This window comes from Natronomonas salsuginis, assembly GCF_005239135.1.
GTDB classification, from domain to species: domain Archaea; phylum Halobacteriota; class Halobacteria; order Halobacteriales; family Haloarculaceae; genus Natronomonas; species Natronomonas salsuginis.
This window is the reverse complement of record NZ_QKNX01000007.1, coordinates 1-24588: the sequence shown is the minus strand read 5'-3', so window position 1 is coordinate 24588 and position 24588 is coordinate 1. Positions and strand designations below refer to the sequence as shown.

The window sequence follows — 24588 nt, the reverse complement described above, 5'->3', positions numbered from 1 at the left end:
TTCGGTTATCGATCGCGGGTGACGGATTCGCCGGGCGCCGTCCGCGCGTTCGCCGAGAGGACGAGTCCCGGTGCGAGACTGGTGTTGATCCCCGTTTTCGCGCCGGGACCGGCGACGACGCCGTACTTCCGCCGACCCGTCGAGACGCGTTCGCCCTTCACGGTCTGTTCGACGTGCTCGCCGTCGTGTCTGAGGTTTCCGACCTGCGTTCCGGCCCCGAAGTTCACGTCCTGTCCCAGTAAGCTATCCCCGACGTACGAGAGGTGCGGCACGTTCGTTCCCGACATGAGTACGCTGCTTTTGATCTCGACGCCGTGGCCGACGTGACAGTTCTCCCCAATCAACGTCGCGCCGCGAACGTAGGCGTTCGGTCCGACGTCCGCGCCCGAGCGGACGATCGCCGGCCCCTCGATCACGACGCCCGGCTCGACGGTCGCGCCCGCCTCGATCACGACGTCGCCGCGGAGTTCCGAACCGCCCCGAACCTCGCCGTCGATGCGGCGCTCCAACTCGCCGACCTTCCACTCGTTGGCCGCCAACAGCTCCCAGGGCCGCCCGACGTCGAGCCACCGTGTGAGCGTCACCGGCGTCACCGCCTCCGCCTTGATCGCTTTCGACACCACGTCCGTAATCTCGTACTCGCCGCGCTCGCTCTCGCCGACGTCGAGCCACTCGATCGCCGCCTCGGGGAACGCGTACGCGCCGGCGTTCGCCAGCGTGGACGGCGGGTCGTCGGGCTTTTCGACGATTCCGGTCACGCGCTCGCCCGCCCCGTCCGTGGAGAGCACGCCGTAGTTCTCCGGCGTTTCGACCTCGATCGCAGCGATCGACGGGGCGGCCTCGAACAGATTGGCCACGCTCTCGGGATCGTAGATGTTGTCGCCGTTGAGCACTGCGAACGGGCCGTCGAGTCTGTCTCTCGCCGCCCGCACTGCGTCCGCGGTTCCGCGCTGTTCGCGCTGGACGGCGAACGACACGGGGACACCACGGTACTCGTCGTCGAAATATTCACGTACGGCGTCGGCCTCGTAGCCGACGACGAAGATGAGTTCCGACGCACCGGCCTCGACGGCCGCGTCAGCCGTGTGCGCACAGAGCGGCCGATCGGCCACCGGGAGCATCGGTTTGGGCACCGCCTCCGTCAGCGGTCGCATCCGCGTTCCCTCGCCGGCGGCGAGAATGACTGTCTGCATGCAGCCGCTTTCGCCTGGATCGGATAAAAACCGTTGGGCGTTACGCTGCCCTACTCTTCGAGCCTCGTGTCGTCGAGCGCCAGTGGCTCGCTCTCGTCGGCGCGTCGGCGGACATCGACGTGGTAGTTCTCGAGGATGTCCCGGCCCAAAAGGAGCGGATAGTCCATGTGGCTTCGGTCCTCGATGCTCGCTGTCACGGTGTGCTGTTTGCCGCCGACGCCGACCACGAGGTCGACGACCGGTCGCGATCGACTCGACTTGACGCTGCCCGATTTGATCTTGACGATGTCCTTGATCGGTCCGGTTCCGATGTCGGCGGCGAGGTGGGCATCGATGCTCGTCCGCGTCGCCCCGGTGTCTGATTTCGCCATCACGGTTCGCTGTCCGCTCGTCCCCATGGCGACTACTTCCTCGACGTAGCCGATCACTAGCGTTTCGGTCAGCGAACTCTTTTCGGGGCGCGGCATACACGCCGGTCGCGAATCGTCGAGGTTCGCCGTCAGATCGTAGACTCGGTCGGCGTCGACGTCGCCGCCGGCCCGCTCGATCGCGAGGCGGGCGATATGTGGTGCCGGCGAGCGCCCGGTCGCCTTGAACAGTCCCCGGAAGCCGGCCGTCGGGTTCACTTCGAGGAGGTGGTAGCCGTCCTCACCCTCTACGATGTCGACGCCGGCGTAGTCGAGCCCGATCTCGTCGGTCGCTCGCTTGGCCATCGTCACGACCTCATCGGGCAGGTCGTCGGTCACGTCCTCGACGTCGCCCCCCAACGCGACGTTCGTCCGCCACTCGCCCTCCGGCGCGTACCGGTTCATCGCGCCGACGACGCGCTCGCCGACGACGTAGATCCGGAGGTCGTGGTGGCGCATCCCGTCGTGTTCGATGAGTTCCTGCAAGAACGCCTGTCTGGAGCCGACCATCGGGTTCACGGGATCGTCGGTGTCGAGTTTCCAGGTGCCGCCCCCGTGCGTTCCGATCGCCGTCTTGTACACGACCTCCTCGCCGAACCGGTCGCGTCCCGCGTTCAGGATGTCACCCGAAAGCGCCATCAGCGCGTCCGGAACGGGCAGTCCGGCCTCCGCCAGGGCAGTCCCCGAGGCGAACTTGTGCATCGCGGTCATCGTCGCCGTTGGCGTGTTCAACACCGGGCGGATCCGATCGAGCATCGTCGCCAGCCCGAGCGCCTCCGCGGGCTGTTCTTCCTTCGAGAGCAGCAGGCGATTGACGACGATGTCGACATCGGGGTCGAGCGTCACGGTCCCGTCCGTGATGTCGACGGCGGTGTTTTCGGCGCGGAGCCACTCCGTCTCGTAGCCGAGGTCGTCGACGGCGTTCAGTATCGCTTTCGTCTCCTTGGAACTGTGCAGGCTGAGAACGCCGACGGTGAGTGAATTCGACATACTCGATCTGCGTTTGATTCGGGCAAAACGCTGCCGATCTATCGACTCTCTCGGCGGTGTCCGCGCGCTTATACGGATGCCCGCCGTGGCTCGGGTGTGGCTCCGAGATTCACGTACGACGGCGGGGCGGTCGATCCGGGAGAAATCGCGAACATCCGCTTTACCGTCAGCGAGACGTACCTCGGCGATCCGGTCCGAATCCCCGTGACGATAATCAACGGCGAGCGGGATGGTCCGACGCTCTGTCTCACGGCGGCGGCACACGGCGACGAACTCAACGGGATCGAGATCGTTCGGGAGGTCGCCCACGAGTGGGATCACTCGGCGCTCCGTGGGACGCTCATCTGTCTGCCGGTGCTCAACGTCCCCGGCTTCATCGCCCAACAGCGGTATCTCCCCATTTACGACCGGGATCTGAATCGCTCCTTTCCGGGCGACGGCTCCTCGACCAGCGCCAAACGGATCGCCGCAAGGGTGTTCAGGAACTTCATCGAGCCGTGTGATATCGGCCTCGACTTTCACACGTCGACACGCGGGCGGAGCAACATGCTCCACGTCCGCGGGGACATGGAGGATCCGTCCGTCGCTCGGGTCGCGAACGCCTTCGCCTCGAACGTCATCATCGCTAGTGAGGGGCCGAGCGGCTCGCTCCGTCGGGAGGCGAGCGAGGCCGGAACGTCGACGATCACGATCGAATTGGGCGAGGCCCACCGTTTCCAGCGCCCGTTGATCGACTCGGCGCTGGAGGGCGTCCTCTCGGTGATGGCGGAGTTCGGGCTGCTTGAAACCGAGACCGTCAAATGGCCCGGCTGGCGGACGATCATCGACGGGTCAGACGAGAAGACGTGGCTCCGGGCCGACGCGGGTGGTCTGGTCGAAATGCATCACGATCGCGGCTCGCTCGTCGAGGCGGGCGACCGCGTCTGTACGATCACGAACCCGTTCAAGACGGACGTGACGGTCGTCGAAGCGCCGTTTACCGGGCTTCTCATCGGTGTTCCGGAGAACCCCCTCGTCTATCCGGGCAATCCTCTGTGTCATCTGGTCGCCCTCGATGGGCCGACGCTCCGGGCATTCAGACAGAGTCAGAGCCAACCGGTCGATCGCGTCTGAGACCGCCGGTGGGATCGAACCCCCGCTCCATGCGTTCTCGACGCGCCCGTCGAACCCGTCGCCTTTGCGGCGATATCTGCTCGTTGCCGTCTGTGACACGTTCGCAGGTAGTAACTACTATACCGGCGGGGACCTCACAATACGTTGCATGAGTCAATCGTACGACCGGGGTCTGATAGAGGACTTCGGGCGATGGCAGGAGTTCTCCGCCGGTATGTGGGCCTGGATCTTCCACAAGTTCACCGGTTGGGTGCTCATCGGCTATCTGTTCACGCACGTAGCCGTACTGAGCACCGCCACAGTGGACGGAGCGACCTATACCCAGACGCTCCAGGGGCTGGAGAGCCTGCTCGTCGTCCGCTTCCTCGAAGTCGGACTGCTTGCGGTCGCCGTCTTCCACATCCTCAACGGGGTCCGCCTGCTCTTCGTCGATCTCGGTGTCGGACTGGACGCACAGGACAAGGCGTTTTACGCCGCTATGATCGCAACTGGGGCCATCACGGTCGCGAGTATTCCGACGTTCCTTTTGGGGGCGTTCTAACATGGCTGAACACTACTCCTCGTTCGAACCGAAGGGGACGCGCTGGCTACTGCAGCGCATCACGGCCGCGTTTCTGGTAGTCGTGTTGGCGTATCACTTCCTGCTGTTGCACTTTGTCAACCACGCAGCGGACATCACGTTCGCGGGGACGCAGGTTCGGATGAGCCAGGTCGGCTACTTCATCACGATGGTGTTGTTCTTGATCGCCGGGGCGTTCCACGGCGTCAACGGCGTCTACAACGCCCTCGTCAACCAGGGTCTCGACGGCACCCAACAGACCGTCATCAAGTGGTCGCTCGTCGCCGCCGGAACGCTCCTCGTCGTTCAGGGGATTCGCGTCGCGAGCGCCATGACGGGGTTGTTCTAACCATGAGTACGCAAATTCAAGAACCGGAAACCGAGACCGAAAGCGAGGAGACGTCGGAACACCAACAGCAGCGGCTGGCCGACAAGCGAGAGCGCGCGGACATGCGCGAGCGCGCTGAGGCCGATCTCTCCGACGCCGACGAGACGGTTCGAATCAAGGTGTTCCGCTACGACCCCGAGGTCGAGGGCAAGAAGGATCCCCGGTTCGACACGTTCGAGGTTCCCTTCTACAAGGGGATGACGGTGCTCGACTCGCTCATCTACGCGCGCGATCACTTCGATTCGAGTCTCACCTTCCGACACTCCTGTCGGCAGGCGATCTGCGGCTCCGATGCGCTCTTCGTCAACGGCCGCCAGCAGCTCGGTTGTAAGACCCAGATGGTCGACCTAGAGTGGCCGGTCCGCATCGAACCGCTCCCGCACGCCGAGGTCGTCAAGGACCTCGTCGTCGATATGGAGCACTTCTACGATCAGATGGAAGCCGTCGAGCCGTATTTCCAGACGAACGAACTCCCGTCTGGCGAAGAGCAGCGACAGACCCGCGAGAACCGAGAGAAGGTCAAGATGTCCACGCGCTGCATCTGGTGTAGCGCGTGCATGTCCTCGTGTAACATCGCCGCCGGCGACAACGAGTATCTCGGGCCGGCCGCGATCAACAAGGCCTACCGCTTCGCGATGGACGAGCGGGAGGGCGCGGAGATGAAAGAACACCGGCTCAACATCATCGAACAGGAACACGGCGTCTGGCGCTGTCAGACGCAGTTCTCCTGCACCGAGGTGTGCCCGAAGGACATCCCACTGACCGAGCATATTCAGGAACTGAAACGCGAAGCCGTCAAGAGCAACCTCAAGTTCTGGTAGCGGCACGCTAATAAATATCAAACACGAACTACAGACAATGACAATACATGAACACGATGTGATCGTGGTCGGGGCCGGCGGTGCCGGACTCCGGGCCGCGATCGCGGCCGACGAGGAAGGAGCCGACGTGGCGATGGTCACGAAGCTCCACCCGGTCCGCTCGCACACCGGTGCCGCAGAGGGCGGCATCAACGCGGCGTTGCGCGACGGCGACGACTGGGAACTCCACGCCTACGACACGATGAAGGGGTCCGACTACCTCGGCGACGCCCCCGCCATCGAAACGCTCGCACAGGACGCTCCCGAGGAGGTCATTCAGCTCGAACACTGGGGGATGCCCTTCTCTCGCGAGGACGACGGTCGCGTCTCCCAACGCCCGTTCGGCGGTCTCTCGTTCCCGCGAACGACGTACGCCGGGGCCGAAACTGGTCATCACCTGCTGCACACGATGTACGAGCAGGTCGTCAAACGGGGAATCCGGGTGTACGACGAGTTCTACGTCAGCCGACTCGCCGTGACGGACCACGACGACCCCGAAAATCGTGTATGTCACGGCTGTGCCGCCTACGACATCAAATCAGGCGAGATCGTCGGGTTCCGAGCGAGAAACGGCGTCATCCTTGCGACGGGCGGCGACGGACAGGTGTACGACCACACCACGAACGCCGTCGCGAACACAGGTGACGGCCCCGCGATGGCGTATCGCGCGGGCGTCCCTGTCGAGGACATGGAGTTCGTCCAGTTCCACCCGACGACGCTCCCGTCGACCGGCGTCCTCATCTCCGAGGGTGTCCGGGGCGAGGGCGGCATCCTCTACAACAGCGAGGGCGAACGGTTTATGTTCGAACACGGCTACGCGAACAACGCCGGCGAACTCGCCTCACGCGACGTCGTCTCCCGCGCCGAGTTAACCGAGGTCAACGAGGGCCGCGGTATCAACGACGAGTACGTCTACCTCGACATGCGCCACCTCGGCGAGGAGCGAATCTACGACCGCCTCGAGAACATCATCCACCTCGCGGAGGACTTCGAGGGCGTCAACCCGGTCGTCGAACCAATGCCGGTCAAGCCCGGCCAACACTACCACATGGGCGGCATCGAGACGAGTGAGCACGGCGAGACGTGCATCACCGGCCTGTACGCCGCCGGTGAGTGTGCGTGCGCGTCGGTTCACGGTTCGAACCGCCTCGGCGGCAACGCGCTACCGGAGCTCATCGTCTTCGGCGCCCGCGCCGGCCACCACGCAGCTGGCCGGGACCTCGGAGAGGCGCAAGTGCCTACCGGCCCGTCCGCGGCGACGGAGCCCGAGGACGGGCTCGACACGCCGGTCGAACCGGGCGCACTGGACGCGAGCGACGAGGACGTCGCCGCCGACGGCGCGTTGGTCGAACCCGCCGAGGTCGTCGACTATGCCGTCGAGTCCGAACGTCAACGCGTCGAGGACATGCTCGAACGCGACGGCACGAACCACGCCGAGATCCGGGAGGATCTTCAGAAAGCGATGACGGAGAATGTCAACGTCTTCCGGGAGGAAGAGAGTCTGAAACAGGCCCTGGAGGTCATCAAAGAGTGTCGCGAGCGATATCAGAACGTCGCCGTTTCGGACCCCTCGCGGACGTTCAACACCGACTTGATCCACACGATCGAGACGCGCAATCTCATCGACATCGCCGAGACGATCGCGCTCGGCGCGCTCGCGCGGGATGAGTTCCGCGGCGCACACTGGCGGCGCGCCCACCAAGAGCGAAAGGACGACGAGTGGCTCAAGCACACGATGATCTCGTGGAACGACGGGAAGCCAAAACTCTACTACAAACCCGTGGTCCTCGAGGGCGAGGAGAAAGAGTACGAGCCGAAGGTCCGCTCGTACTAACGACGAACGAGCTCTTTTCAGCCGACAAACCCGTCCGTGCTCCACTTGGCGTCACTTCCCTCGGGCTCGATCGAGGCGGGTGCACTCACCAAGACGAACGCGCTCTCCTCCTCGCCGTTTCGGATCTGTCGGGTCGCCTCGGGCGGGATCCAGATCGCATCGCCGCTCTCCATCCCGATTTCCTCGCCGTCGACGACGACGGTCGCTGAGCCCTCGATGAGGACGTAGATCTCCTCGTGGCCGTTTTCGGTGTGATCGTGCGGTCTGCTGTTCCAGTCCGGTTCACATCGGGTGATTGTCACACCGACGCGCTCGCTGTCGAGGGGTTCTCGGAGGAAGTGCATCCCGCCGGAAACGGGCGCTATCTCGCGGTAGTTGACGCGTTTGTACGTGCTCATGAGAGCGCTTCGACGCCCACCGAAATAGGTTTCACGCCCGAGTTGAAGTGTTTCGTTGGCTCTGGCAGTCGCGTTCGCGGTCCGATCGCGGTATCGTCGGTTTCGAGACAGCCGAGTTCTGCTTATGATTCGTCGACCTCTGTGACCGATTCGGCGATGTCCTCGTCCATCCGCCACAGATAGAGAGTCGCGTAGCTCCGGTACGGTGTCCACCGCTTGGCCCGTTCGACCATCGCCTCGCGGCTCATCTCGTCGTCGAACAGCGTTCGCATCCCCTTCCGGACGCCGAGATCGCCAACCGGGAACACGTCGGGGCGGCCGAGCGAGAACAAAAGCTGCATCCGGGCGGTCCACTCGCCGACGCCTTTGATCGTGGTCAACTCGTCGATGACCACCTCGTCGTCGAGCGATTCGAAGTACGCGCGATCGTACGTCGATTCGAACGCTTCGGCGACGTTCCGGACGTAGTCCGCCTTCTGTCTAGAGAGCCCGCAGTCGCGAAGCGTGGTCTCGTCCGCCGAAGCGAGGTCGGCCGGCGTCACGTCGACGGCTTCGAAGAGCCGCTCTCTCGTCGCTTCCGCGGCGGCCATCGAGACCTGCTGTCGGAGAATAGCGATGACGAGGCGCTGAAACATATCCGCTGCGGGATCGAGTTCGAGCCGACCGTATCGTTCGATCAGCGGCCCGATGTATGGGTCGGACTCCAGGGCGTCGTGTGGCGAACTCACGGTATCTCCTCGGTGGGCCGCGGAGAAAACTCATCGGGAGGTGGTGCGTCGGGATCGGTTCGCGTTGTCAACCGGTTCGGCCGGGACGCCAACGACGGTCGTGTTCGGTGCCACGTCGTCGACGACGACGCTGCCCGCCCCCACCGACGCCGCCTCGCCGACGGTGATGTCGCCGAGCAACGTCGCGTTCGCGCCGACCGTCACGCCGTCCTCGAGCGTCGGATGGCGCTTCTCGCGTCGCATCGAATCGCCGCCTAGCGTGACGCCGTGGTACAACAGCACGTCGTCGCCGATTTCGGCGGTCTCGCCGATAACGACGCCTGCCCCGTGGTCGATGAACAGTCGGCGGCCGATCTCGGCGGCGGGGTGGATCTCGACGCCGGTCAGAAACCGGACGAACTGTGAGAGAAAGCGCGCGGAGAATCGGAAGCCGCTCGTCCACAGTCGGTTGGCGATCCGGTGGCCCCAGACGGCGTGCACGCCCGAGTACAGGAGCGCGACGGTGATGAACCCCGTCGCAGCCGGGTCCTTCGTGCGGGCGGTTCGAACGTCCTCTTTGATCGTCTCGAGTAGCATGAGTGGATGCATCGCGAACTCGACGTCGAGTAACCGGTATCGAAAGCGGTTGCCGCAGCGCGTCTCGTGCTCGGATTCCGGGAACGAGGATATAAAAACTGTCGGTCGTTTCGCCGTGTGCCGATGTGCGAGCGCTACGCCGTGTCGTCGTCTCCGTAGATATCGCGGATCTGCTCGCCGAACTCCTCGCGAACGTTCCGGCGTTTGATCTTCATCGACGGCGTCAGCAGATCATTCTCCGGAGTCCACTCGAAGGAGACCAGCCGGAACTCCTTGATCCGCTCGTGCTCGGAGAGGCTCCCGTTGACCATCTCGACCTCCTCGCCGATGTACTCGATGACACGTTCGTCCGCACAGATCGCTCTGGTATCGTCCGGGAGGTCGATCCCCTCGGTCTCGGCCCACCGTCGGACTGCTTCGAAGTTCGGCACGAAGAGCGCCGAGACGAACTTCTCGTCGTTGCCGATCACCATCGCCTGATCGATCCGACCGGAGGTGGCGAACTCGTCCTCGATCGGCTGCGGAGCGACGTTTTTGCCCGTGTCGAGGACGATGAGCTGTTTGATCCGATCGTGATAGATCAGGTAGCCGTCGGTGGTCTCTTCGATGATGTCGCCGGTCCGGAACCAGCCGTCGTCGGTGAACGCCTTCTCGGTTTCTCGCGGGCGGTTCCAGTAGCCGTCGGTGACGCTCGGCCCCTTGACGTGGAGTTCGCCGATCGCGCCCGTGGCGGCCGCCGTCTGCTCTTCGGAGACGACCGACTCGTCGAGGCGGACCTCGACGTTCGACAGCGGCGGGCCGAGCGTACCAGATCGGTAGTCCTCAGGGAGGTTGACCGAGACGACCGGCGACGTCTCGGTGAGCCCGTATCCCTCGAGAATCGGGATCCCCATCCCGTCGAACAGTTCGGCGAGTCGCTTCGAGAGGCTGCCGCCGCCGCTGACGAAGAACTCGACGTTGCCGCCGAGTTTCTCTCTGACCGACGAGTAGACGAGCCGATCCATGATCGCGTGTTTGATCCGGAGTCCCACGCCGGGATCGTCGGTCGTCGCCCACTCGCGGGCGATCGGGACCGCTCGCTCGAACACCGCCTCCGGGGCCTCCTCGCGGAGGCTGTCGTAGATGCGCTCGTAGACCCGTGGCACCGAGGAGGCGCTCGTCGGGCTGACGGTGACGATGTCCTCGCCGACGGTCTCGGGCGACTCCGCGTAGGCGACCGTCGCGCCGCTGCCGAACATGAGAAAGTGCCCGGAGACGCGCTCGAAGACGTGCGCGAGCGGCAGAAACGAGAGAACGCGATCCGTCTCGTCGATCGACGGCGTTCCCTCGGGTTTGTCCGGGCGATCCGAAAACCGCTTGCGGATGCCGTTGACGTTCGATCGGAAGTTCCGGTGCGTCAATCGGACGCCCTTCGGCTTGCCGGTCGTGCCGGAGGTGTAGATCAACGACGCGAGGTCGTCGAGGTCGCGCTCGTCGATCCACGAGTCGTAGGTCGTCTCGTCGAACGCCTCCGACCCGCGTTCGTGGACCGCCGCGAGCGTGTGGACGTCGTCGCGGTCGTCATAGCCGTCGACCTCGTCGATGACGACGATGAAGGAGAGATCGAGGTCGTCCTCGACCGTCAAGAGCCGTTCGAGGAGCTCGGCGTTCTCGACGACGACGCCCGCCGCATCGGGGTCGTCGAGCAGATATTGCACCTGCTCGGCCGAGGATTCGGTGTACACCGTCGTCACGACCCCGCCGGCGGCAAGCAACGCCAGGTCGGTGTGTGCCCACTCCATGCGCGTGTTTGCGAAGATGCCGACTTTGGTGTCCGATTCGACGCCCAACCCGCGAAAGCCGGCCGCGAGGTTGCGGACGATCTCCCGCATCTCCGCGTACGTCAGCGACGCGTACTCCCCCGCCGGCGCCGCCGCCACCACATCGGGGGCCAGCGAGCGCTCGTAGATCCCGCCCTTGTACCATTGCGCGTCGCGGTCTGCGTACCGATCGGCGCTCTCCTCGAATAGGCGGGAGATCGTCGTGTCGCCGATCACCCCGTCCTCGTAGGCCCGCTCGGCGTCGAGGCGGGCGGCGGTGTCTCCGGACATGGCTGCTGTCGTGATCCACGCGAGCCTGATATATTAATTCGGGGCCATTTTGGACGTTTTCGAGTTCTTATAAACGATCGGGTAACCGCCAGCAGGGTGACCGGCTCGTAGCATGGCCTGGAAACAAGCCGACTGGATGTGCACACTCGATGAGCAAATTATCGAGGTGTTGACGAGGACTCGCTGGTGTCAACTCGTCACCTGGAGCGTTCGATCAACTTCAACGCTTCCAAACGACAAACCAAAGAGCGGCTGCGGATACTCACCTATTGGGTGCTTTCTGCAATTAATTCGATATTTCCGAAGGTCCGCGTGTAGTCTCCCTCAAGTTGAATAGCCATATCAACCTCTACTTGCTCTCCAACATCTAACGTAACTGGGCTGGTTTCATACTCAGGAGTTTCCACGTCATCTGAATCGTCGCCCCACTCATTGAACCAAATATAAACTTTGTCTTTATTAAGTGATATATTCCCCGGCCGGTCTGGGACTATATTCTGATTCCCATTATCATCTTTAACTGACTCTAATTTGACCTCAACCGTCTGGGTTCCTTGGTTCCTCACCACGAAAATATCTTTAATAATCGTGATGGCGTTTTTATTCACTCCAGATCCGCCCGTCTCTACCGTCTGATCTCTCGACGGATCACTGAGGTCTCCTATATCAATTTGTAACTGGCCATCGTCACCGGTTTCGCTTGCGTATGCACCGTTCGTCGCGTTCGTTGCATCAAGTGCTAAAAGTGCACTCGCGTCACCGGTCGTCTCAACGCTGACCCCGCGCTCTGCCTGCACCGAGGTGAACGCACCAGTTCCCAAGATTACACCGCCTCCGAAGATTAGTGAGCCGACACCGAACAGTACACGACGTCTACTCAGCATATCCACTATAATGGCTCCTACCCATATTGTATTGACCCTGTTGAATAGCTTCAAGCACGGCTTGAACGGCCGAGAATGTCCCACATTGGGTCGCACCTATCTATCTTTGTTCAAGGAGAGAACCCCGTCGTTCACGACGGGCGTGAATCGGACAACGCCGACACGAACCTTGTTCAACAGCAATACGGATAGGTACGTGGAATCGTTAGGTACCATGACGTACACCGAAGCGGTCACACCGCCCACTCAAATGCACAATATCGGGACTCCGAGGCCCAGAACGTTCGAGACACCCTCCCGAACCGCTGTGGTGTCTCCGTCAAAATACCTCCGAGTCCCCAGCCGGGAGAGGAGTACCGGCGGTGTGGCCCCGCCATCGGCCCGTCATGCCGACAGCTCCTAAACCAGCAAACATCCCAACCCAGCGGTGCGGTGCCGTGGGAAGCCCCGCCGGCTACCGCGAGGAGAAGGTCACAGTGTACCTGTTTTATGCGGCCAACGGGTCGACGGACACTTACTGGCTTTTGCGTACGTCGGCCACTCGCACGTCGGTCGTTCCTTCCCGTGAGGACACGGAGAATGACGACACATAAAATGCGGGAGAAGTGGGCCGGCACGAATTTGAATCACGGCCAGACGGTCACCTCACTGCGTTCGGTGCTGCGTCTGGTTTCATTCGAATTCAGCCGTCGCGTCGTGCCACGCGCCCCTGGACCGCTCGCTGTCGCTCGCGGTCGTTGGGGCGCGGGCAGAAAGTGGGCCGGCACGAATTTGAATCGTGGTTACGGCCACCCGAAGGCCGAAGGATACCAAGCTACCCCACCGGCCCGCACTCGAACAAAAGCCGTTGGATCTTTTAATCTTTCCGAATGTCGGATATAAGCGTGCGATCGACTGTCAGTAATCCCGATAGCCGTCCGTGTCGAGGTAGTTGTGCGCGACGGTGATCGCCTGGTTGGCGTGCAGGATTCGCGGGCCGAGCGACACCCGCTTGTCGGCGCGCGCTGCGAGCAGGTCGGCCTCTTCGTCGGTGAAGTCGCGGTGATCCGAGAGGACGAACGCGGGGTTCTCCGGCGGGTCGAGATCGACGACGGGCCGACCGTCGTCGTGGAGTTCGAGAAGCGTCACGTCCTCGAGGTCGTCGAGCACCGTCTCGAAGTCCCCCCGCCGAATCGAGACGCCCGGCGAGGGCGTGGCAGCCATCGCGCCGATCGCGCCCTCGCGCGCGGCGAAGGCGTCGCGGATGCGCGCCGCGGTCGAGCGCTCGTCGGGGTTGATCCGTCGGAGGTCTGCGCCCTCGAACCGGACGACGTAGCCGTCGGCGACGAGGTGAACCCGGACGTCTTCGCGGATATCGTGCGAGAGCAACAGCGCGCTTGTGACGCAGCGCGAGAGGAGGTCGAGCCGGCCCGTCCCCGGGAGGTCGTCGAGGCTGAGATCGGCCGCGTCCGGGGCGGCGAGTTCGTGGGCGAGGAGGACGAACTGGCGCATACCGATCGCTCGCTACCGACGCGTATAGCGCGTCCGGTTTCTCACCAGGTCAGCCCCTCGTAGACGATCCCGCGTCGGCGCTCGACGATCCGTCGGCCGTCGATCACGACGGGGTTGGCCATCGCGTCGAACGCCGCGTCGAGATCGGCGAACTCGGGCCAGTCGGTCACGACCGCGGCTCCGTGGGCGTCTTCCAGCGCTTCAGCGGCCGACTCGGCGTACTCGATCTTGGGGAACTCCTCGGCCATCGTCTCGGCGGCGAGCGGGTCGTAGGCGACGACGTCCGCACCGCGGGCGAGCAGCCCCTCGATCACCGGCTTCGCGCGCGTCCCGCGGATGTCGTCGGTGCCCGGCTTGAACGCGAGGCCCAGCACGGCGATCCGCTTTCCTTCGACATCGACGTGCCTGTCGAGGAGTTCGAGCAGGCGCTCGGGCTGGCGGTCGTTGAGTTCGACCGCCGCCTCGATCATCAGCGGTTCGTAGCCGGCGGCCCTGGCCCCGGCGACGAGCGCGGCGGTGTCTTTCGGGAAGCAGCTGCCGCCCCAGCCGACGCCCGAGCGGAGGAACTGCTCGCCGATCCGGTCGTCGAGGCCGATCGCGTCGGCGACCTCGTAGGCGTCGACGTCGAACAGCTTACAGACGTTGCCGAGGTCGTTTATCAGGCTGATCTTCGCCGCGAGGAAGGCGTTGTTGGCGTACTTGATCATCGCGGCCTCCCGACGCCCTGTCTCGACGACCGGCACCTCCCAGTCGCTCACGAGCGGCTGGTAGAGTTCGGCCAGAATGTCGAGCGCGCGCTCGTCGCCGTCCGTTCCCAGCACGATCTTGTCGGGCTCCATGAAGTCCCGCACTGCGCTCCCTTCCCGCTGGAACTCCGGGTTGACAGCGACGCCGATCTCCTCTCCGTCGGTCTTCTCGGAGGCGGCTTCGATCTGCGGAATCACCTCCTCGTCGATCACGTCCGGCATGACCGTCGACTTGACGACGACGAGGTGGTAGCCGTCCTTGTCGGCGATCGCGCGACCGATATCCTCGGCCGCAGCGAGCAGTATCGAGGCGTCGATCGAGCCGTCGGGGTTCGACGGCGTCCCGACTGCGAGAAAGGTTACGTCCGTCTCTGCCGCGGCGACGTGCTCCGTCGTTGCTTGCAGGCGACCGCCGGCGTACGCCGAGAGGAGCGGACCGAGCCCCGGCTCGTGAATCCTCGCTTCGCCCCCGTTGAGGCGCTCGACGGTCTCCTCATCGATGTCGATCGCCGTCACTTCGTGGCCCATGTCGGCGAGACAGGCCGACAGGGTCGTCCCGACGTAGCCGCTCCCGACGACGCTTGCGTTCATATCCCGCCTTCTCGGCGCGAGGATTTGAGCGTTGGGCTCTCCGGCTCTGCTTTCAGGCTCGATCCCACGCTGCGCGTTCGGCGTGTGCGTCTGCGACGTCTCTCACCGCAGAGATATCCAATATCCCGTCCTCGGTGACGAGTCCGGTGAGGTGGGACGACGGCGTCGTATCGAACGTCGGGTTCGACACGTCGACACGGCGGTCGCCGTCGTACACCTCCTCGTCCGGGCCGTCTTCTAGCGTCGGCGTTCCAGCCGGGCTGATCTTGTCGGTCGCCGTCACGGCGTACACCGGAATCCCCTCGGCTGCGGCCGCGATCGCCGCCCCGCGCGAGCCGACCTTGTTGACGAGCGTGCCGTCACGAAGGATCGTGTCCGCGCCCAACAGCACCGCGTCGACCCGTTCGGTCGCGAGGACGTGCGCGATCGCCGCGTCGACGCACACCGTCACGTCGATTCCGGCGTCTGCGACGCGCTCTGCGACGCCGATCCCCTCGCGTGCCGGACGGGATTCGGCGACGATCACGCGCTCGGGGCCGCTCGTCAGCGCGGGTAACACGGTCCCGGACCGAGAGAGCGTGAGAACCACGTTGTCGTCGACGTTCGCCGCCGCTTCGCTCGCGGCGCGTTCGTCCGCGCGCAGCGCGGTTTCGAGCTCTTCGACGGCGATCGATTCGACGGCGGCCGCGCGTCGGTCGTCCGAGGCACGCCAGAGGATCCGGTTCACCCGGTTGGCCAGCGCCGCCATGCTCGGCCGCGCGGCCAGCACGTCGTCGGCGATCTCGGCGATCGTTGCCCACTCGTCGTCCGGTCGATCCTCGCCGCCGACGATCGCCCCCGCGGCGTCACGGACGACCTCCATCGCGCGAATCGAGATGTATCCCGAGCCGTGTTCGGTGTCCGTCCGCAGCGTCTCCGGCGTCGGTCGAACGCGGTCGTACGCTTCCCAGAGCCCGTCTCGCGTCTCGCGGCGGAGCATTTCGGTCGGCGGAACCCACTCACGATCGGTCGCGTCCGCCGGAACATCGAACGTCCGCGACCGGCAGTCGAGCAGCACCGGGACAGCGGTCGCCTCGCGGCCGTCCGGTACGGGCGTGGAATACGGTTCTCCCACCTCGACGAGCGTCGCGTCAGGTGGTATCTCAGGCCGGGCCCCGAGTCGGTCCCGAACCGTCGCTGGCGTCGCGTCGACCGGGATCGTCACCGCATCCCATGCCCCGTCGAACGCCTCGTCGTCGGCCTCTACCGACCCGCGCGATCGAGTGAGAAGCACCGCCGCGTCGTGCCGGAAGAAGATCGTCGCGAACGATGCTCGATCGGTCTCTCGGGCCATCGAGTTCAGTGCTTGAACGCCCGCTGGCCGGTGAACGCCATCGCGATGTCGTGTTCGTTCGCGGCCGCGATCACGTCCTCGTCGTTCACCGAGCCGCCGGGCTGGACGACCGCCTCGATGCCCGCCTCGGCGGCGACCTCGATGCCGTCGGGGAACGGGAAGAAGGCGTCAGACGCCATCACGGCGCCCTCGGCGTCTTTCCCCTCCGCGTGCTCGTCGGCCTTGATCGCCGCCAGCCGGACGGCGTCGACGCGAGAGACCTGGCCCATCCCGACGCCGACGGTCTCGGTGTCCGTCGCAAAGAGGATCGCGTTGGACTTGACGTGTTTGATCGTCTGCCAGGCGAAACACATCGTTTCGAGTTGCTCGTCGGTCGGTTCGCGATCGGTGACGACCTCGAGGTCCGCGAGCGAGATCGACTGGAGATCGCGCTCTTGAACCAGCCGACCGCCGACGAGATCGCCCTCGACGAGTGGTTCGGAGATCTCGTCGAGGTCGCCGACATCCAACACTCGGAGGTTCTCCTTCTCGAAGAGGACGTCGAGGGCGGCATCGGTGTAGCCGGGCGCGATGACGACCTCCTTGAACGAGTCGGTGATCGCCTCCGCGGTCGCGGCGTCGCACTCGCGATTCAAGGCGACGATGCCGCCGAAAGCGCTCATCGGATCGGTCGCGAGAGCGGACTCGTAGGCCGACGCGAGATCGTCGGCGGTCGCACAGCCGGCGGGGTTCGTGTGTTTGATCACCGCCGCCGCGGGCTCGGCGAACTCCTTGATGAGGTTCAGCGCGCCGTCGGCGTCGTTGTAGTTGTTGTACGACAGCGCCTTCGCGCCCTCGTTCAGCTGGCCGGCGTGAACGACGCTCGCCTCCTCGCAGGCCTCATCGAGATACACCGCGGCGTCCTGGTGGGGGTTCTCGCCGTAGCGGAGTTCACGCCCGCGGTCCTCGCTGGTGAGTCGGCGCGCGGGAAACTGCCCGCCGTCGTCGCCGTCGACCGTCACGTCGCCGTCGGTAACGGTGACGCGATCCTCGGCGAACCACTTCACTGCGCGCGGATACGCGCTGAACTCCGCCTCGTGGAGGACGCGTCGTTTGAGATCGTCCGTCCCGTCGCCATCGTAGACCGGGACCGGCTCTTGGGTGACGATCGGCCCGCCGTCGACCGTCTCGTCGACGACGTGGACGGTGCAGCCGGTGACGGAGACGCCCGCTTCCAGCACCTGCTCGTGAGCGTCAATCCCCGGGAACGACGGCAACAGCGACGGATGGACGTTGAGCGTCCGCGGGGTCGCCTCGAGGAACGTCTCCGTTAGGATACGCATGTACCCGTCGAGACAGACGAGGTCGACGTCGTATCCGTCGAGGCGCTCGATGACCCGCTGCTCGTGTTCTTCCCGCGATTCATCGTCGTCGCGCGCGACGACTTCGGTCGGGATGCCGCGCTCCGTCGCGCCCTCGATGATGGGCGCGCCCTCCTCGTTCGAGAGGACGACCGCGAACTCCGCACCGCCCGGCGCGGTGTCAGCCATGTGAAGCAGATTCCGACCGCGGTTCGAAGCCATGCCGGCGAGTTTCATATCTGAAGTCGACTCCGCCCAACGCAAAGTAGTTGCGGTTGCGTTCGATCGATAATGCAACTACGTGCATATTTTTTCGGGACACGTGTGTATAATGGCAGTATATGTACACAATAATGCATTATCTTCGCTCGGAGCGGTCAGCGTGGAGCCGTCGATCGACACCCTTTTTCAACGGCTCGCCGGAGCCACACGTATGACAGATCGGGGGCCGCTACACGCCGTTTCACCGCTGGACGGCCGGTACGCACGCTATACGGAACCGCTCACCGAATACGCCAGCGAGGCCGCGCTCATGCGAGCGCGCGTTCACGTTGAGGTCGAGTACCTCCTCGCGCTGGCGGATCTCGACGCGACGCCGCTGGAACTCGACGAGGCGACGCGATCGGCGCTTCGGGGACTCTACACTGACTTCGACACCGACGACGCCGACGTGATAAAGGGGCTCGAGACCGAGGGCCACGCCGGCTACACCGCGACAAACCACGACGTGAAGGCCGTCGAGTACTTCGTTCGACTGCATCTCCCCGATGAGGAGTCCCAGGGGCCGTGGGTCCACTTCGGGCTGACGAGCGAGGACGTGAACAACCTCGCCCACCGGCTGTTGCTCAAGCCCGCCGTCGACGAGGTCCTCGTTCCGACGATCCGCGACCTTCGCGACGACCTCGCCGCCGACGCGCGGGAGTATCGCACCCTTCCGATGTTGGCTCGGACCCACGGGCAACCGGCGACGCCGACGACGTACGGCAAGGAGCTCGCGGTGTACGCCGCCCGCCTCGGCCGCGCGCTCGGCCGCCTCGACGCCGCGAACGACGAGCTCTCGGGGAAGCTCGCAGGCGCGTCGGGGACCTACGCGGCCCACCGCGCCGCCTACCCCGGCGTGGACTGGCGGGCGTTCTCCCGAGCGTTCGTCGAGTCGCTCGGTCTCGAACACGTCCCGCTGTCGACGCAGGTCAACCCCTGCGACGACCTCGCGGCGGTCTTCGACGCCCTCCGCGGCGTCAACAACGTGCTGCGCGATCTCGATCTCGACGTGTGGCTCTACGTCTCCGATCGCTACCTCGGACAGGAGGCGGTCGAGGGCGAGACCGGCTCCTCGACGATGCCCCACAAAGTGAACCCTATCGACTTCGAGAACAGCGAGGGGAATCTGACGAAGGCGAACTCGGATCTCACCTTCCTCGCCGACTACGTCACGACCTCCCGACTCCAGCGGGACCTCTCGGATTCGACGGTGAAACGGAACGTCGGCGCGGCGCTGGCACACTGTCTCATCGGCTATGAAAAAACCGCGAACGGCCTCTCGAAGGTGACGCCGAACGAGACGGTCATGCGCGAGGAGCTGCAAGCCAATCCCGAGGTGATCGGGGAGGCCGTCCAGACGATCCTCAGACGCGAGGGCGACACGGACGCCTACGAGCGGATCAAGGCGCTCACCCGCGGCCAACGGGCCACGCTCGAGGACTTCCGCGACCTGTTCGACGACCTCGACGTCGACGAGTCCGTGCGCGAGGAACTCCACGCGCTGACGCCCGCCGGTTACACCGGCTACGGCGACGAACTGGTCGACGAGCTGTGAGGCGCGTCCGCGTTCGATGAAAACGCGTCTTTTCGGCGTTGTTCTCGGGTGAGCGACGGTCCCCAACGCTCGATACGGCTCACTGATCGCCGGGCACTTCGTCCTCCAGCCGCGTCAAATCCTCGAACGTCTCCCGCCGTCGCGTCACGCGCTCGTCGTCGCCCTCGATGGCGACCTCGCCGGGCTTTGGCTGGGAGTGAAACTGGTTCGCGAGGTTGATCCCGTAGGCGCCGACGTTGCCGATCGCGAGCAGATCGTTCGCCTCAGCGCGCGGGATCGGTCGATCGGTGCAGAACACGTCGGCGCTGGTGCAAAGTGGGCCGCCGACGCTCGATTCGACCGGCTCGCGGTCGCCGCCGGTCACGTTCCTAATGTGGTGATACGAATCGAACATCGCCGGGCGGATCAACGCGGTGAGCCCGGCGTCGACGCCGACGACGCGCGTTTCCGGAGTCTCCTTGACCGTGTTGACGCGGGTGAGAAGCGCCCCGGCGTCGGCGAGGAGGTAGCGCCCCGGTTCGAGCGCGATCGTCGCGTCCACGCCGTCGGTCACCTCACGGACCATCTCGGCGGCCGCCTCGATGTCGAGCGGCGGTTCCTCGGGGCGGTACGGAACGCCGAACCCGCCGCCGAGGTCGAGGAACTCCAGACTGCCGACGCGCTCGGCGAGGTCGGCGACTTTCTGCAGCGCGCGCCGATGGTCGTCGAGGTCGCCGGAGAGGACGCCGCTCCCGACGTGGGCGTGTAGCCCGACGAACTCGAAGCGCTCGCGAGCGTCGGCGACGAGTTCCGGCACTTCGTCGTAGGCGACGCCGAACTTCGCGTCCTTCCCCGTGGCAACCTTCTCGTGGTGACCGGTCCCGATCCCCGGGTTGACGCGGATCGCAAGGCGGCCGTCGAAGCCGCGCGATTCGAGGCGATCGAGCGTCATCTCCGCGCCCGCCGTGATCGTCAGTTCGGGCGTGTCCGCCCAGAGATCGACCGCGTAATCGAGGTCGCGATCCGGTGGATTGACCGCGGTGTACTGGAGATCCTCGGGAGCGACACCGGCCTTCAACGCCCGGTCGAGTTCGCCGGCGGCGGCGCACTCGATGTCGGCTCCGGCGTCGTACAGCGTTTGGATGACCGCCCGTCCGGTGTTGGCCTTCGCCGCGTACATGACGTGGGCGAAGTCGAACGCCGCGTCAAATCGGGCGAAGTTCTCGCGGATCCGGTCGTGGTCGGTGACGTACAGCGGGGTATCGTGCGCGGCGGCGAGTCGTTCGAGGCGGTCGCCGTCCCAGTCGGCGAGCCGCTTGATCGCCGCGCTATCGACGAGACTCATTGCATACACTGGCGGGACGGCCGCTAACAAGGGTTCCGCTTCTCACCAGGCCGCGTCCCATCGGGTCGGTTTCAACTGGTTTCCACACTCGTCGCAGGAGAGCCGTCCCATGGTGTCCATCGCGGTGATGAGCGTCCCGCAGTTCCCACAGTAGTAGCTGTAGCGGTTCTCGCACTCCTCGTCGGTGTACACCGTGTAGAACGGACCCTCGGAGCCGCGTTCGGCGTCTCCGCGATCGATGAACAGATCCTGATCGTCCACGACGATCGGTTCGAGTTCGACGACCTCCTGATCGATGTAGATGTTCTCGACGAACGACGTGCCGTCGATATCGACGGTCCGCTCGCCGATGTAGTGGAGCCCGTGTTCCTCCCAAAAGCGGTTCCCCTCGGAGTTCATGGCGAGAACGAGCCCGCGGATCGTCTCCGCCCCCTCAGCTTCGAGTCGCTCGCGCGTCGCCTCGTAGAGCGCTTGCCCGATCCCCTCGCCACGATGCATCGCGGCGACGTGGATCCAGTGGATATCTCCCCGGTCGTCGATGAGGGCGCTCTCGGAGAACGCGACGGGTTCCTCGTTGCGCTCGACGATGAGGATAAGCACGTCGTCGTCCGCGAGGAGGTCGTCGAAGCGATCGTCGCCGTACCATTGTTGGATCGCGCTTTCGATGGTAGTCGGGCTCAACGAGTACGACGCTTCCATCGACTGCAGCGCGATGGAGCGAACTGCTGGACCGTCTTCAGCCGTGGCTTCGCGGATCTCCATGTCAGTAGATCCCACACGAGATACCATAAAACTAAATGATGGTGAAATTATATGAACGTTCGGTCACTTCTCCTGATCGACCCGGAGAGCCAGCGTGGATCGGCGTCTCCGGATCGGCCTCGATGTTCCTGGGCGTCGAAACGGACGCCCGACTATCGGTATCGGGCGGGAACGTACTGCGAGAGAGGGCTCGGAACTCGACCGAACACGACCGGCGCGAGCGCCGCCAGTCGACGGCGAAGGAGTACGTAGGCGATGCTGACGGCGACCGCCCCCGCGACGAGCGCGACGAAAGTTCCCTCGACGAGCGCCAGCAGCGGTGCGGCAACGACGAGCGCGATCCCGAGATCGCCCTTCGAGCCGTCGTACGTGACGAGCCGTCGCGGCGGAATCCACCTGCCAGCGACGTGATCGTACACCGCGCGGTCGGAGGTCGCCTCCCACGGGCGGAGTTCGAGTCCGCCGCCGTAGATATCCATCCGGCAGTGGACTGCTGCCCCGACGAGTACGAACGCGGCGGCGGTGGTCACCGGTGTCGACCAGACGAGCGCCAGGAAGGCCGCCGGAGCGGCGCTCAGGGGGTACAGCGTCGGGAAGTGCAGCGTTTTTCGGTGTCCCGAATACAGGTCGAGATCGGGGAGTATCCCGCCGACGAATCCGCCCAAAAGCGCCGCTGGCGCTAGCTCCGGGGCGAAAAGCGCGATCGGAAGCGCAAGCGCCATCCCCACGAGCGCGTGCGTCGGCAGCATCATACGTTCGAACGAACACACTCCCGGCATATAACGCCGACGCTGCGGCGGGTGCTAGCTGTCTACACGCTCGAATCGGTTCCTGTCGCCGCCGATGTCGCGCGCGGATGCGATCGGAGATGGACCGAGATCGATCCCCGACGGTGTCGTAAACCTAAAGAGTCGAACTACCCTTCATACCGACAAGATGATTGATGCGTTCGTTTTCCACACTGTGGGGGTGGGTACATGGGTGTCGAAATAGCGGAGTCGCCGGTTTCGGGCGAAGAGTACGATGAGATGAAGCGGTTCGTCTACGACTATCTCGCCGCCAGCATCGAGGGCGAGGAGGAGGGTGGCCGGATGCGGTGGTACCCCTGGCACTCGGCGGAGTACCGCTACAACCACATCCTCAACGTCGCCGAACTGGCCGCCGAGATCGCCGAAAACGAGGGGGCCAACGTCGACGTCACCCGTGTTTCGGCGCTGTTTCACGACATCGCCAAACTCGAAGCGGATCAGGACGTTCACGCCGAGGCCGGGGCTCGTGTCGCCCGCGAGTACCTCCGCTCGCGGACGGACTACCCCGACTCGTTCATCACGCAGGTGTGCAACGCCGTCGAAGAGCACTCCTACGAGGGCGATCTGGCGAACGTCGCGCTGGAAACGCGGTGTCTCATGGAGGCGGACCTCCTCGACAAGGTCGGCGCGAACGGGACGACGCTCATGCTCCTGCGGATGGGCTACGAATCGAGAACGCACATGGACGCCAACGAGATGGTGGGTCGCGTCCTCGAACGCGGCGAGGACGCCATCTCCCGCGTCCGATCCGACACCGCCGAAAGCATCGCCTACCAGCGGATCAAACGCGTCCGGTGGTTCAAAGAGTGGCTCGAAGAGGAAATCGCCGCGATGGAGCCGACCGACCCGCCGGAACTCGATCCGGAGTAGCGACGATCCCGGTGCGGACAGACGACGCTCGCTACACGAGCACGTCCACGATGAAGTAGACGCCGAACCCGCCGAGGACGACCGCGCTCCCGTAGGCGACGATCGGCGTGAGCGCCTCCGTCTTCGACTTTGCCGCGGTCAGCGCCGCCGGGAAGCCGACGATCCATCCGGCGACGCCACAGAACAGGCCGACGACCAGCGCCGCGCTCCCGGTTTCGACGACGACGATGTCGGACAGCGAGTCGCTCGCGTACGAGAGGACGTCGACCGTTCCGGGCGTCAATAGCCCGACGCCGGCCGTGAGCCAAAAGAGGATTTGGTAGGGATTGGTCAAAGACAAGACGAACGCCTTCGAAAAGCCGCGACTGTCCGGCGTCGCAGCGCGTTGAAACTGCGTGCGCGCGCTCCGGGCGGCCCCGTAGGCGAAGTACAGCATCAGCCCGCCACCGACCAGAAACATCGCCTCCCGGAGCGCCGGCAGCTCCCGAACGAACGTGACGATCCCCCAGAGTGCGAAAAAGAAGAACACCACGTCCGCAGTCATCGCGCCCAACCCCGTTTTGAAGCCCGCGCGCCAGCCGCGAAGGACGGACTCCTCGGCGATGATCGCGTTCATCGGTCCCGGTGGCGCAGCGAGCGCCAACCCGAAGATGGCGCCCACGATGAGCGTTTCGACAATGGCCATCGACGCGGCCTTTCAGCTACGAATATAAAAACGTGCCGTCGGCGCTCGGAGCGCCGTCTTACGGAGATTCAAGGAGAAAGCCCCGTGCTTTAGCGCGGGGATGAATCCGACACCACCTTTCACGAACTACCGCCGATAGCACGGCCTGATATTCCAATAGTTTCTTAAAATAACAGACTAAATTACAATTGTAATGGCCACGGTGACTGTCACCGCGAAGTTCCACAACCCATCCCTCTCACGGAGGAAAGAATGGCAACACACCACTCGTCTCTACCGCGACACCAAGCAGTTCTGTATCGACGGATGGGAGAACGGCGACTTCGGCAAATCCGTGACCACTGCCAGCATTGACAACGGCCTCTACTCGGCGATCCAGAACCAAGCCATCCGAGAGGCGAAATCCGACCACAACAAGGACGGAGAGGTTCGCTACCGAGAGAGTCAACCGTTCGCCGTCAACAACCAGAACTGGGAACTCGACACGACCGAGAACGGCACAGTCGTCGTCGGCTTCCCATGCGTCTCTCAATGGTGGTACACGCCTATCGAAGTGTACGACGACATTGCCGACCCCGTAGACCGACTGGTCGAGGGTGACGCGAAGAAGACGCGACTTCAAGTGTACCGCCGTGGTGACGACTGGTACTGTACGTTCAATGTCGAGTACGACGCCGATACATCGGGTGAGACGACCATCGGTGTCGATATTGGCGAACGCCACATCCTCGCTGTGACGGCCTACGGTGAGGGTGAGTCAATGCTGGTGTCGGGTGGTGAGGCGAAGTACGTTCGACGCAA

At 64.4% G+C, this 24588-nt stretch carries 22 protein-coding genes, 1 tRNA gene and 1 pseudogene; 8 read left to right on the top strand and 16 right to left on the bottom strand.

Annotated elements, in window-relative coordinates; all coding sequences use genetic code 11:
- Window positions 1-5 precede the first annotated feature (5 nt).
- Together glmU and DM868_RS13715 are read right to left on the bottom strand one after the other, a co-directional pair.
- Window positions 6-1193 (bottom strand): bifunctional sugar-1-phosphate nucleotidylyltransferase/acetyltransferase, encoded by a 1188-nt coding sequence (gene glmU / locus DM868_RS13720; RefSeq protein ID WP_137277404.1) that lies wholly within the window; start codon window positions 1191-1193, stop codon window positions 6-8.
- Between the two features lie 50 nt (window positions 1194-1243).
- A complete protein-coding gene (locus tag DM868_RS13715; RefSeq protein ID WP_137277403.1) occupies window positions 1244-2590 on the bottom strand; it encodes a putative ATP-dependent zinc protease in 1347 nt (448 codons plus the stop codon).
- A gap of 96 nt (window positions 2591-2686) precedes the next feature.
- On the opposite strand from DM868_RS13715, the gene DM868_RS13710 reads away from it, so the two are divergent.
- The 5 genes from DM868_RS13710 (at window position 2687) to DM868_RS13690 (ending at window position 7344) form a co-directional block, all read left to right on the top strand.
- On the top strand, window positions 2687-3703 hold the full coding sequence (locus tag DM868_RS13710; RefSeq protein ID WP_137277402.1) for a succinylglutamate desuccinylase/aspartoacylase family protein: 1017 nt from the start codon (window positions 2687-2689) through the stop codon (window positions 3701-3703).
- Window positions 3704-3851: 148 nt separating this feature from the next.
- Window positions 3852-4244, top strand: coding sequence for a succinate dehydrogenase, cytochrome b556 subunit (sdhC, locus tag DM868_RS13705; protein WP_137277401.1), 393 nt, complete (start codon window positions 3852-3854; stop codon window positions 4242-4244).
- A gap of 1 nt (window position 4245) precedes the next feature.
- Entirely contained in the window at window positions 4246-4611 is a 366-nt protein-coding gene (locus DM868_RS13700; protein WP_137277400.1) for a succinate dehydrogenase hydrophobic membrane anchor subunit, read from the top strand.
- 2 nt (window positions 4612-4613) lie between these two features.
- Window positions 4614-5471, top strand: coding sequence for a succinate dehydrogenase/fumarate reductase iron-sulfur subunit (locus tag DM868_RS13695; RefSeq protein ID WP_137277399.1), 858 nt, complete (start codon window positions 4614-4616; stop codon window positions 5469-5471).
- Between the two features lie 43 nt (window positions 5472-5514).
- A complete protein-coding gene (locus tag DM868_RS13690; protein WP_137277454.1) occupies window positions 5515-7344 on the top strand; it encodes an FAD-binding protein in 1830 nt (609 codons plus the stop codon).
- A gap of 17 nt (window positions 7345-7361) precedes the next feature.
- Here DM868_RS13690 and DM868_RS13685 read toward each other — a convergent pair whose 3' ends face one another.
- The 10 genes from DM868_RS13685 to purH form a co-directional block, all read right to left on the bottom strand.
- Window positions 7362-7742 (bottom strand): cupin domain-containing protein, encoded by a 381-nt coding sequence (locus DM868_RS13685; RefSeq protein WP_137277398.1) that lies wholly within the window; start codon window positions 7740-7742, stop codon window positions 7362-7364.
- A 122-nt stretch (window positions 7743-7864) separates the two neighbouring features.
- Complete coding sequence (locus DM868_RS13680) at window positions 7865-8470, bottom strand: DNA-3-methyladenine glycosylase family protein (RefSeq protein WP_137277397.1); 606 nt, start codon at window positions 8468-8470, stop codon at window positions 7865-7867.
- A 30-nt stretch (window positions 8471-8500) separates the two neighbouring features.
- Window positions 8501-9058 carry a serine O-acetyltransferase gene (gene cysE, locus DM868_RS13675; RefSeq protein WP_246049131.1) on the bottom strand — a complete coding sequence of 186 codons (558 nt, stop codon included), beginning with the start codon at window positions 9056-9058 and terminating at the stop codon, window positions 8501-8503.
- Window positions 9059-9180: 122 nt separating this feature from the next.
- Window positions 9181-11136, bottom strand: coding sequence for an AMP-dependent synthetase/ligase (locus DM868_RS13670; protein ID WP_137277396.1), 1956 nt, complete (start codon window positions 11134-11136; stop codon window positions 9181-9183).
- 266 nt (window positions 11137-11402) lie between these two features.
- Entirely contained in the window at window positions 11403-12026 is a 624-nt protein-coding gene (locus tag DM868_RS13665; protein WP_137277395.1) for a hypothetical protein, read from the bottom strand.
- Between the two features lie 750 nt (window positions 12027-12776).
- Window positions 12777-12849: transfer RNA gene (locus DM868_RS13660), tRNA-Pro, on the bottom strand.
- A gap of 68 nt (window positions 12850-12917) precedes the next feature.
- Entirely contained in the window at window positions 12918-13511 is a 594-nt protein-coding gene (trmY, locus tag DM868_RS13655) for a tRNA (pseudouridine(54)-N(1))-methyltransferase TrmY (RefSeq protein ID WP_137277394.1), read from the bottom strand.
- A 41-nt stretch (window positions 13512-13552) separates the two neighbouring features.
- The gene (gene aglM / locus DM868_RS13650) at window positions 13553-14848 is read right to left on the bottom strand and encodes a UDP-glucose 6-dehydrogenase AglM (protein ID WP_137277393.1); all 1296 of its coding nucleotides are present in this window, start codon (window positions 14846-14848) and stop codon (window positions 13553-13555) included.
- Window positions 14849-14900: 52 nt separating this feature from the next.
- Entirely contained in the window at window positions 14901-16181 is a 1281-nt protein-coding gene (locus DM868_RS13645; RefSeq protein ID WP_137277392.1) for an initiation factor 2B, read from the bottom strand.
- A gap of 5 nt (window positions 16182-16186) precedes the next feature.
- Window positions 16187-17758: a bifunctional phosphoribosylaminoimidazolecarboxamide formyltransferase/IMP cyclohydrolase gene (purH, locus tag DM868_RS13640; RefSeq protein ID WP_137277391.1), complete on the bottom strand. Its 1572-nt coding sequence runs from the start codon at window positions 17756-17758 to the stop codon at window positions 16187-16189.
- Window positions 17759-17954: 196 nt separating this feature from the next.
- On the opposite strand from purH, the gene purB reads away from it, so the two are divergent.
- Entirely contained in the window at window positions 17955-19337 is a 1383-nt protein-coding gene (purB, locus tag DM868_RS13635; protein ID WP_137277390.1) for an adenylosuccinate lyase, read from the top strand.
- A gap of 79 nt (window positions 19338-19416) precedes the next feature.
- Here purB and lysA read toward each other — a convergent pair whose 3' ends face one another.
- The 3 genes from lysA to DM868_RS13620 form a co-directional block, all read right to left on the bottom strand.
- Complete coding sequence (lysA, locus tag DM868_RS13630) at window positions 19417-20661, bottom strand: diaminopimelate decarboxylase (RefSeq protein WP_137277389.1); 1245 nt, start codon at window positions 20659-20661, stop codon at window positions 19417-19419.
- Between the two features lie 42 nt (window positions 20662-20703).
- Window positions 20704-21450 (bottom strand): GNAT family N-acetyltransferase, encoded by a 747-nt coding sequence (locus DM868_RS13625; protein WP_246049128.1) that lies wholly within the window; start codon window positions 21448-21450, stop codon window positions 20704-20706.
- Window positions 21451-21575: 125 nt separating this feature from the next.
- Window positions 21576-22175 (bottom strand): metal-dependent hydrolase, encoded by a 600-nt coding sequence (locus DM868_RS13620; RefSeq protein WP_137277388.1) that lies wholly within the window; start codon window positions 22173-22175, stop codon window positions 21576-21578.
- 225 nt (window positions 22176-22400) lie between these two features.
- Here DM868_RS13620 and DM868_RS13615 point away from each other — a divergent pair, with 225 nt between their 5' ends.
- Entirely contained in the window at window positions 22401-23102 is a 702-nt protein-coding gene (locus tag DM868_RS13615; protein ID WP_137277387.1) for an HD domain-containing protein, read from the top strand.
- A gap of 31 nt (window positions 23103-23133) precedes the next feature.
- Here DM868_RS13615 and DM868_RS13610 read toward each other — a convergent pair whose 3' ends face one another.
- Window positions 23134-23754: a LysE family translocator gene (locus DM868_RS13610; RefSeq protein ID WP_137277451.1), complete on the bottom strand. Its 621-nt coding sequence runs from the start codon at window positions 23752-23754 to the stop codon at window positions 23134-23136.
- Window positions 23755-23980: 226 nt separating this feature from the next.
- On the opposite strand from DM868_RS13610, the pseudogene DM868_RS13605 reads away from it, so the two are divergent.
- Window positions 23981-24588, top strand: a pseudogene (locus DM868_RS13605) (RNA-guided endonuclease TnpB family protein); the annotation flags it as partial.

What these genes read in the sequence shown, in the direction of transcription:
- aglM (WP_137277393.1), bottom strand. Translation starts at nt 14,848, where the DNA reads ATGAACGCAAGCGTCGTCGGGAGCGGCTACGTCGGGACGACCCTGTCG.
- DM868_RS13620 (WP_137277388.1), bottom strand. Translation starts at nt 22,175, where the DNA reads ATGATGCTGCCGACGCACGCGCTCGTGGGGATGGCGCTTGCGCTTCCG.
- DM868_RS13615 (WP_137277387.1), top strand. Translation starts at nt 22,401, where the DNA reads ATGGGTGTCGAAATAGCGGAGTCGCCGGTTTCGGGCGAAGAGTACGAT.
- purB (WP_137277390.1), top strand. Translation starts at nt 17,955, where the DNA reads ATGACAGATCGGGGGCCGCTACACGCCGTTTCACCGCTGGACGGCCGG.
- DM868_RS13625 (WP_246049128.1), bottom strand. Translation starts at nt 21,450, where the DNA reads ATGGTATCTCGTGTGGGATCTACTGACATGGAGATCCGCGAAGCCACG.
- DM868_RS13715 (WP_137277403.1), bottom strand. Translation starts at nt 2,590, where the DNA reads ATGTCGAATTCACTCACCGTCGGCGTTCTCAGCCTGCACAGTTCCAAG.
- cysE (WP_246049131.1), bottom strand. Translation starts at nt 9,058, where the DNA reads ATGCATCCACTCATGCTACTCGAGACGATCAAAGAGGACGTTCGAACC.
- sdhC (WP_137277401.1), top strand. Translation starts at nt 3,852, where the DNA reads ATGAGTCAATCGTACGACCGGGGTCTGATAGAGGACTTCGGGCGATGG.
- DM868_RS13685 (WP_137277398.1), bottom strand. Translation starts at nt 7,742, where the DNA reads ATGAGCACGTACAAACGCGTCAACTACCGCGAGATAGCGCCCGTTTCC.
- DM868_RS13670 (WP_137277396.1), bottom strand. Translation starts at nt 11,136, where the DNA reads ATGTCCGGAGACACCGCCGCCCGCCTCGACGCCGAGCGGGCCTACGAG.
- DM868_RS13700 (WP_137277400.1), top strand. Translation starts at nt 4,246, where the DNA reads ATGGCTGAACACTACTCCTCGTTCGAACCGAAGGGGACGCGCTGGCTA.
- purH (WP_137277391.1), bottom strand. Translation starts at nt 17,758, where the DNA reads ATGAAACTCGCCGGCATGGCTTCGAACCGCGGTCGGAATCTGCTTCAC.
- trmY (WP_137277394.1), bottom strand. Translation starts at nt 13,511, where the DNA reads ATGCGCCAGTTCGTCCTCCTCGCCCACGAACTCGCCGCCCCGGACGCG.
- DM868_RS13695 (WP_137277399.1), top strand. Translation starts at nt 4,614, where the DNA reads ATGAGTACGCAAATTCAAGAACCGGAAACCGAGACCGAAAGCGAGGAG.
- lysA (WP_137277389.1), bottom strand. Translation starts at nt 20,661, where the DNA reads ATGAGTCTCGTCGATAGCGCGGCGATCAAGCGGCTCGCCGACTGGGAC.
- glmU (WP_137277404.1), bottom strand. Translation starts at nt 1,193, where the DNA reads ATGCAGACAGTCATTCTCGCCGCCGGCGAGGGAACGCGGATGCGACCG.
- DM868_RS13645 (WP_137277392.1), bottom strand. Translation starts at nt 16,181, where the DNA reads ATGGCCCGAGAGACCGATCGAGCATCGTTCGCGACGATCTTCTTCCGG.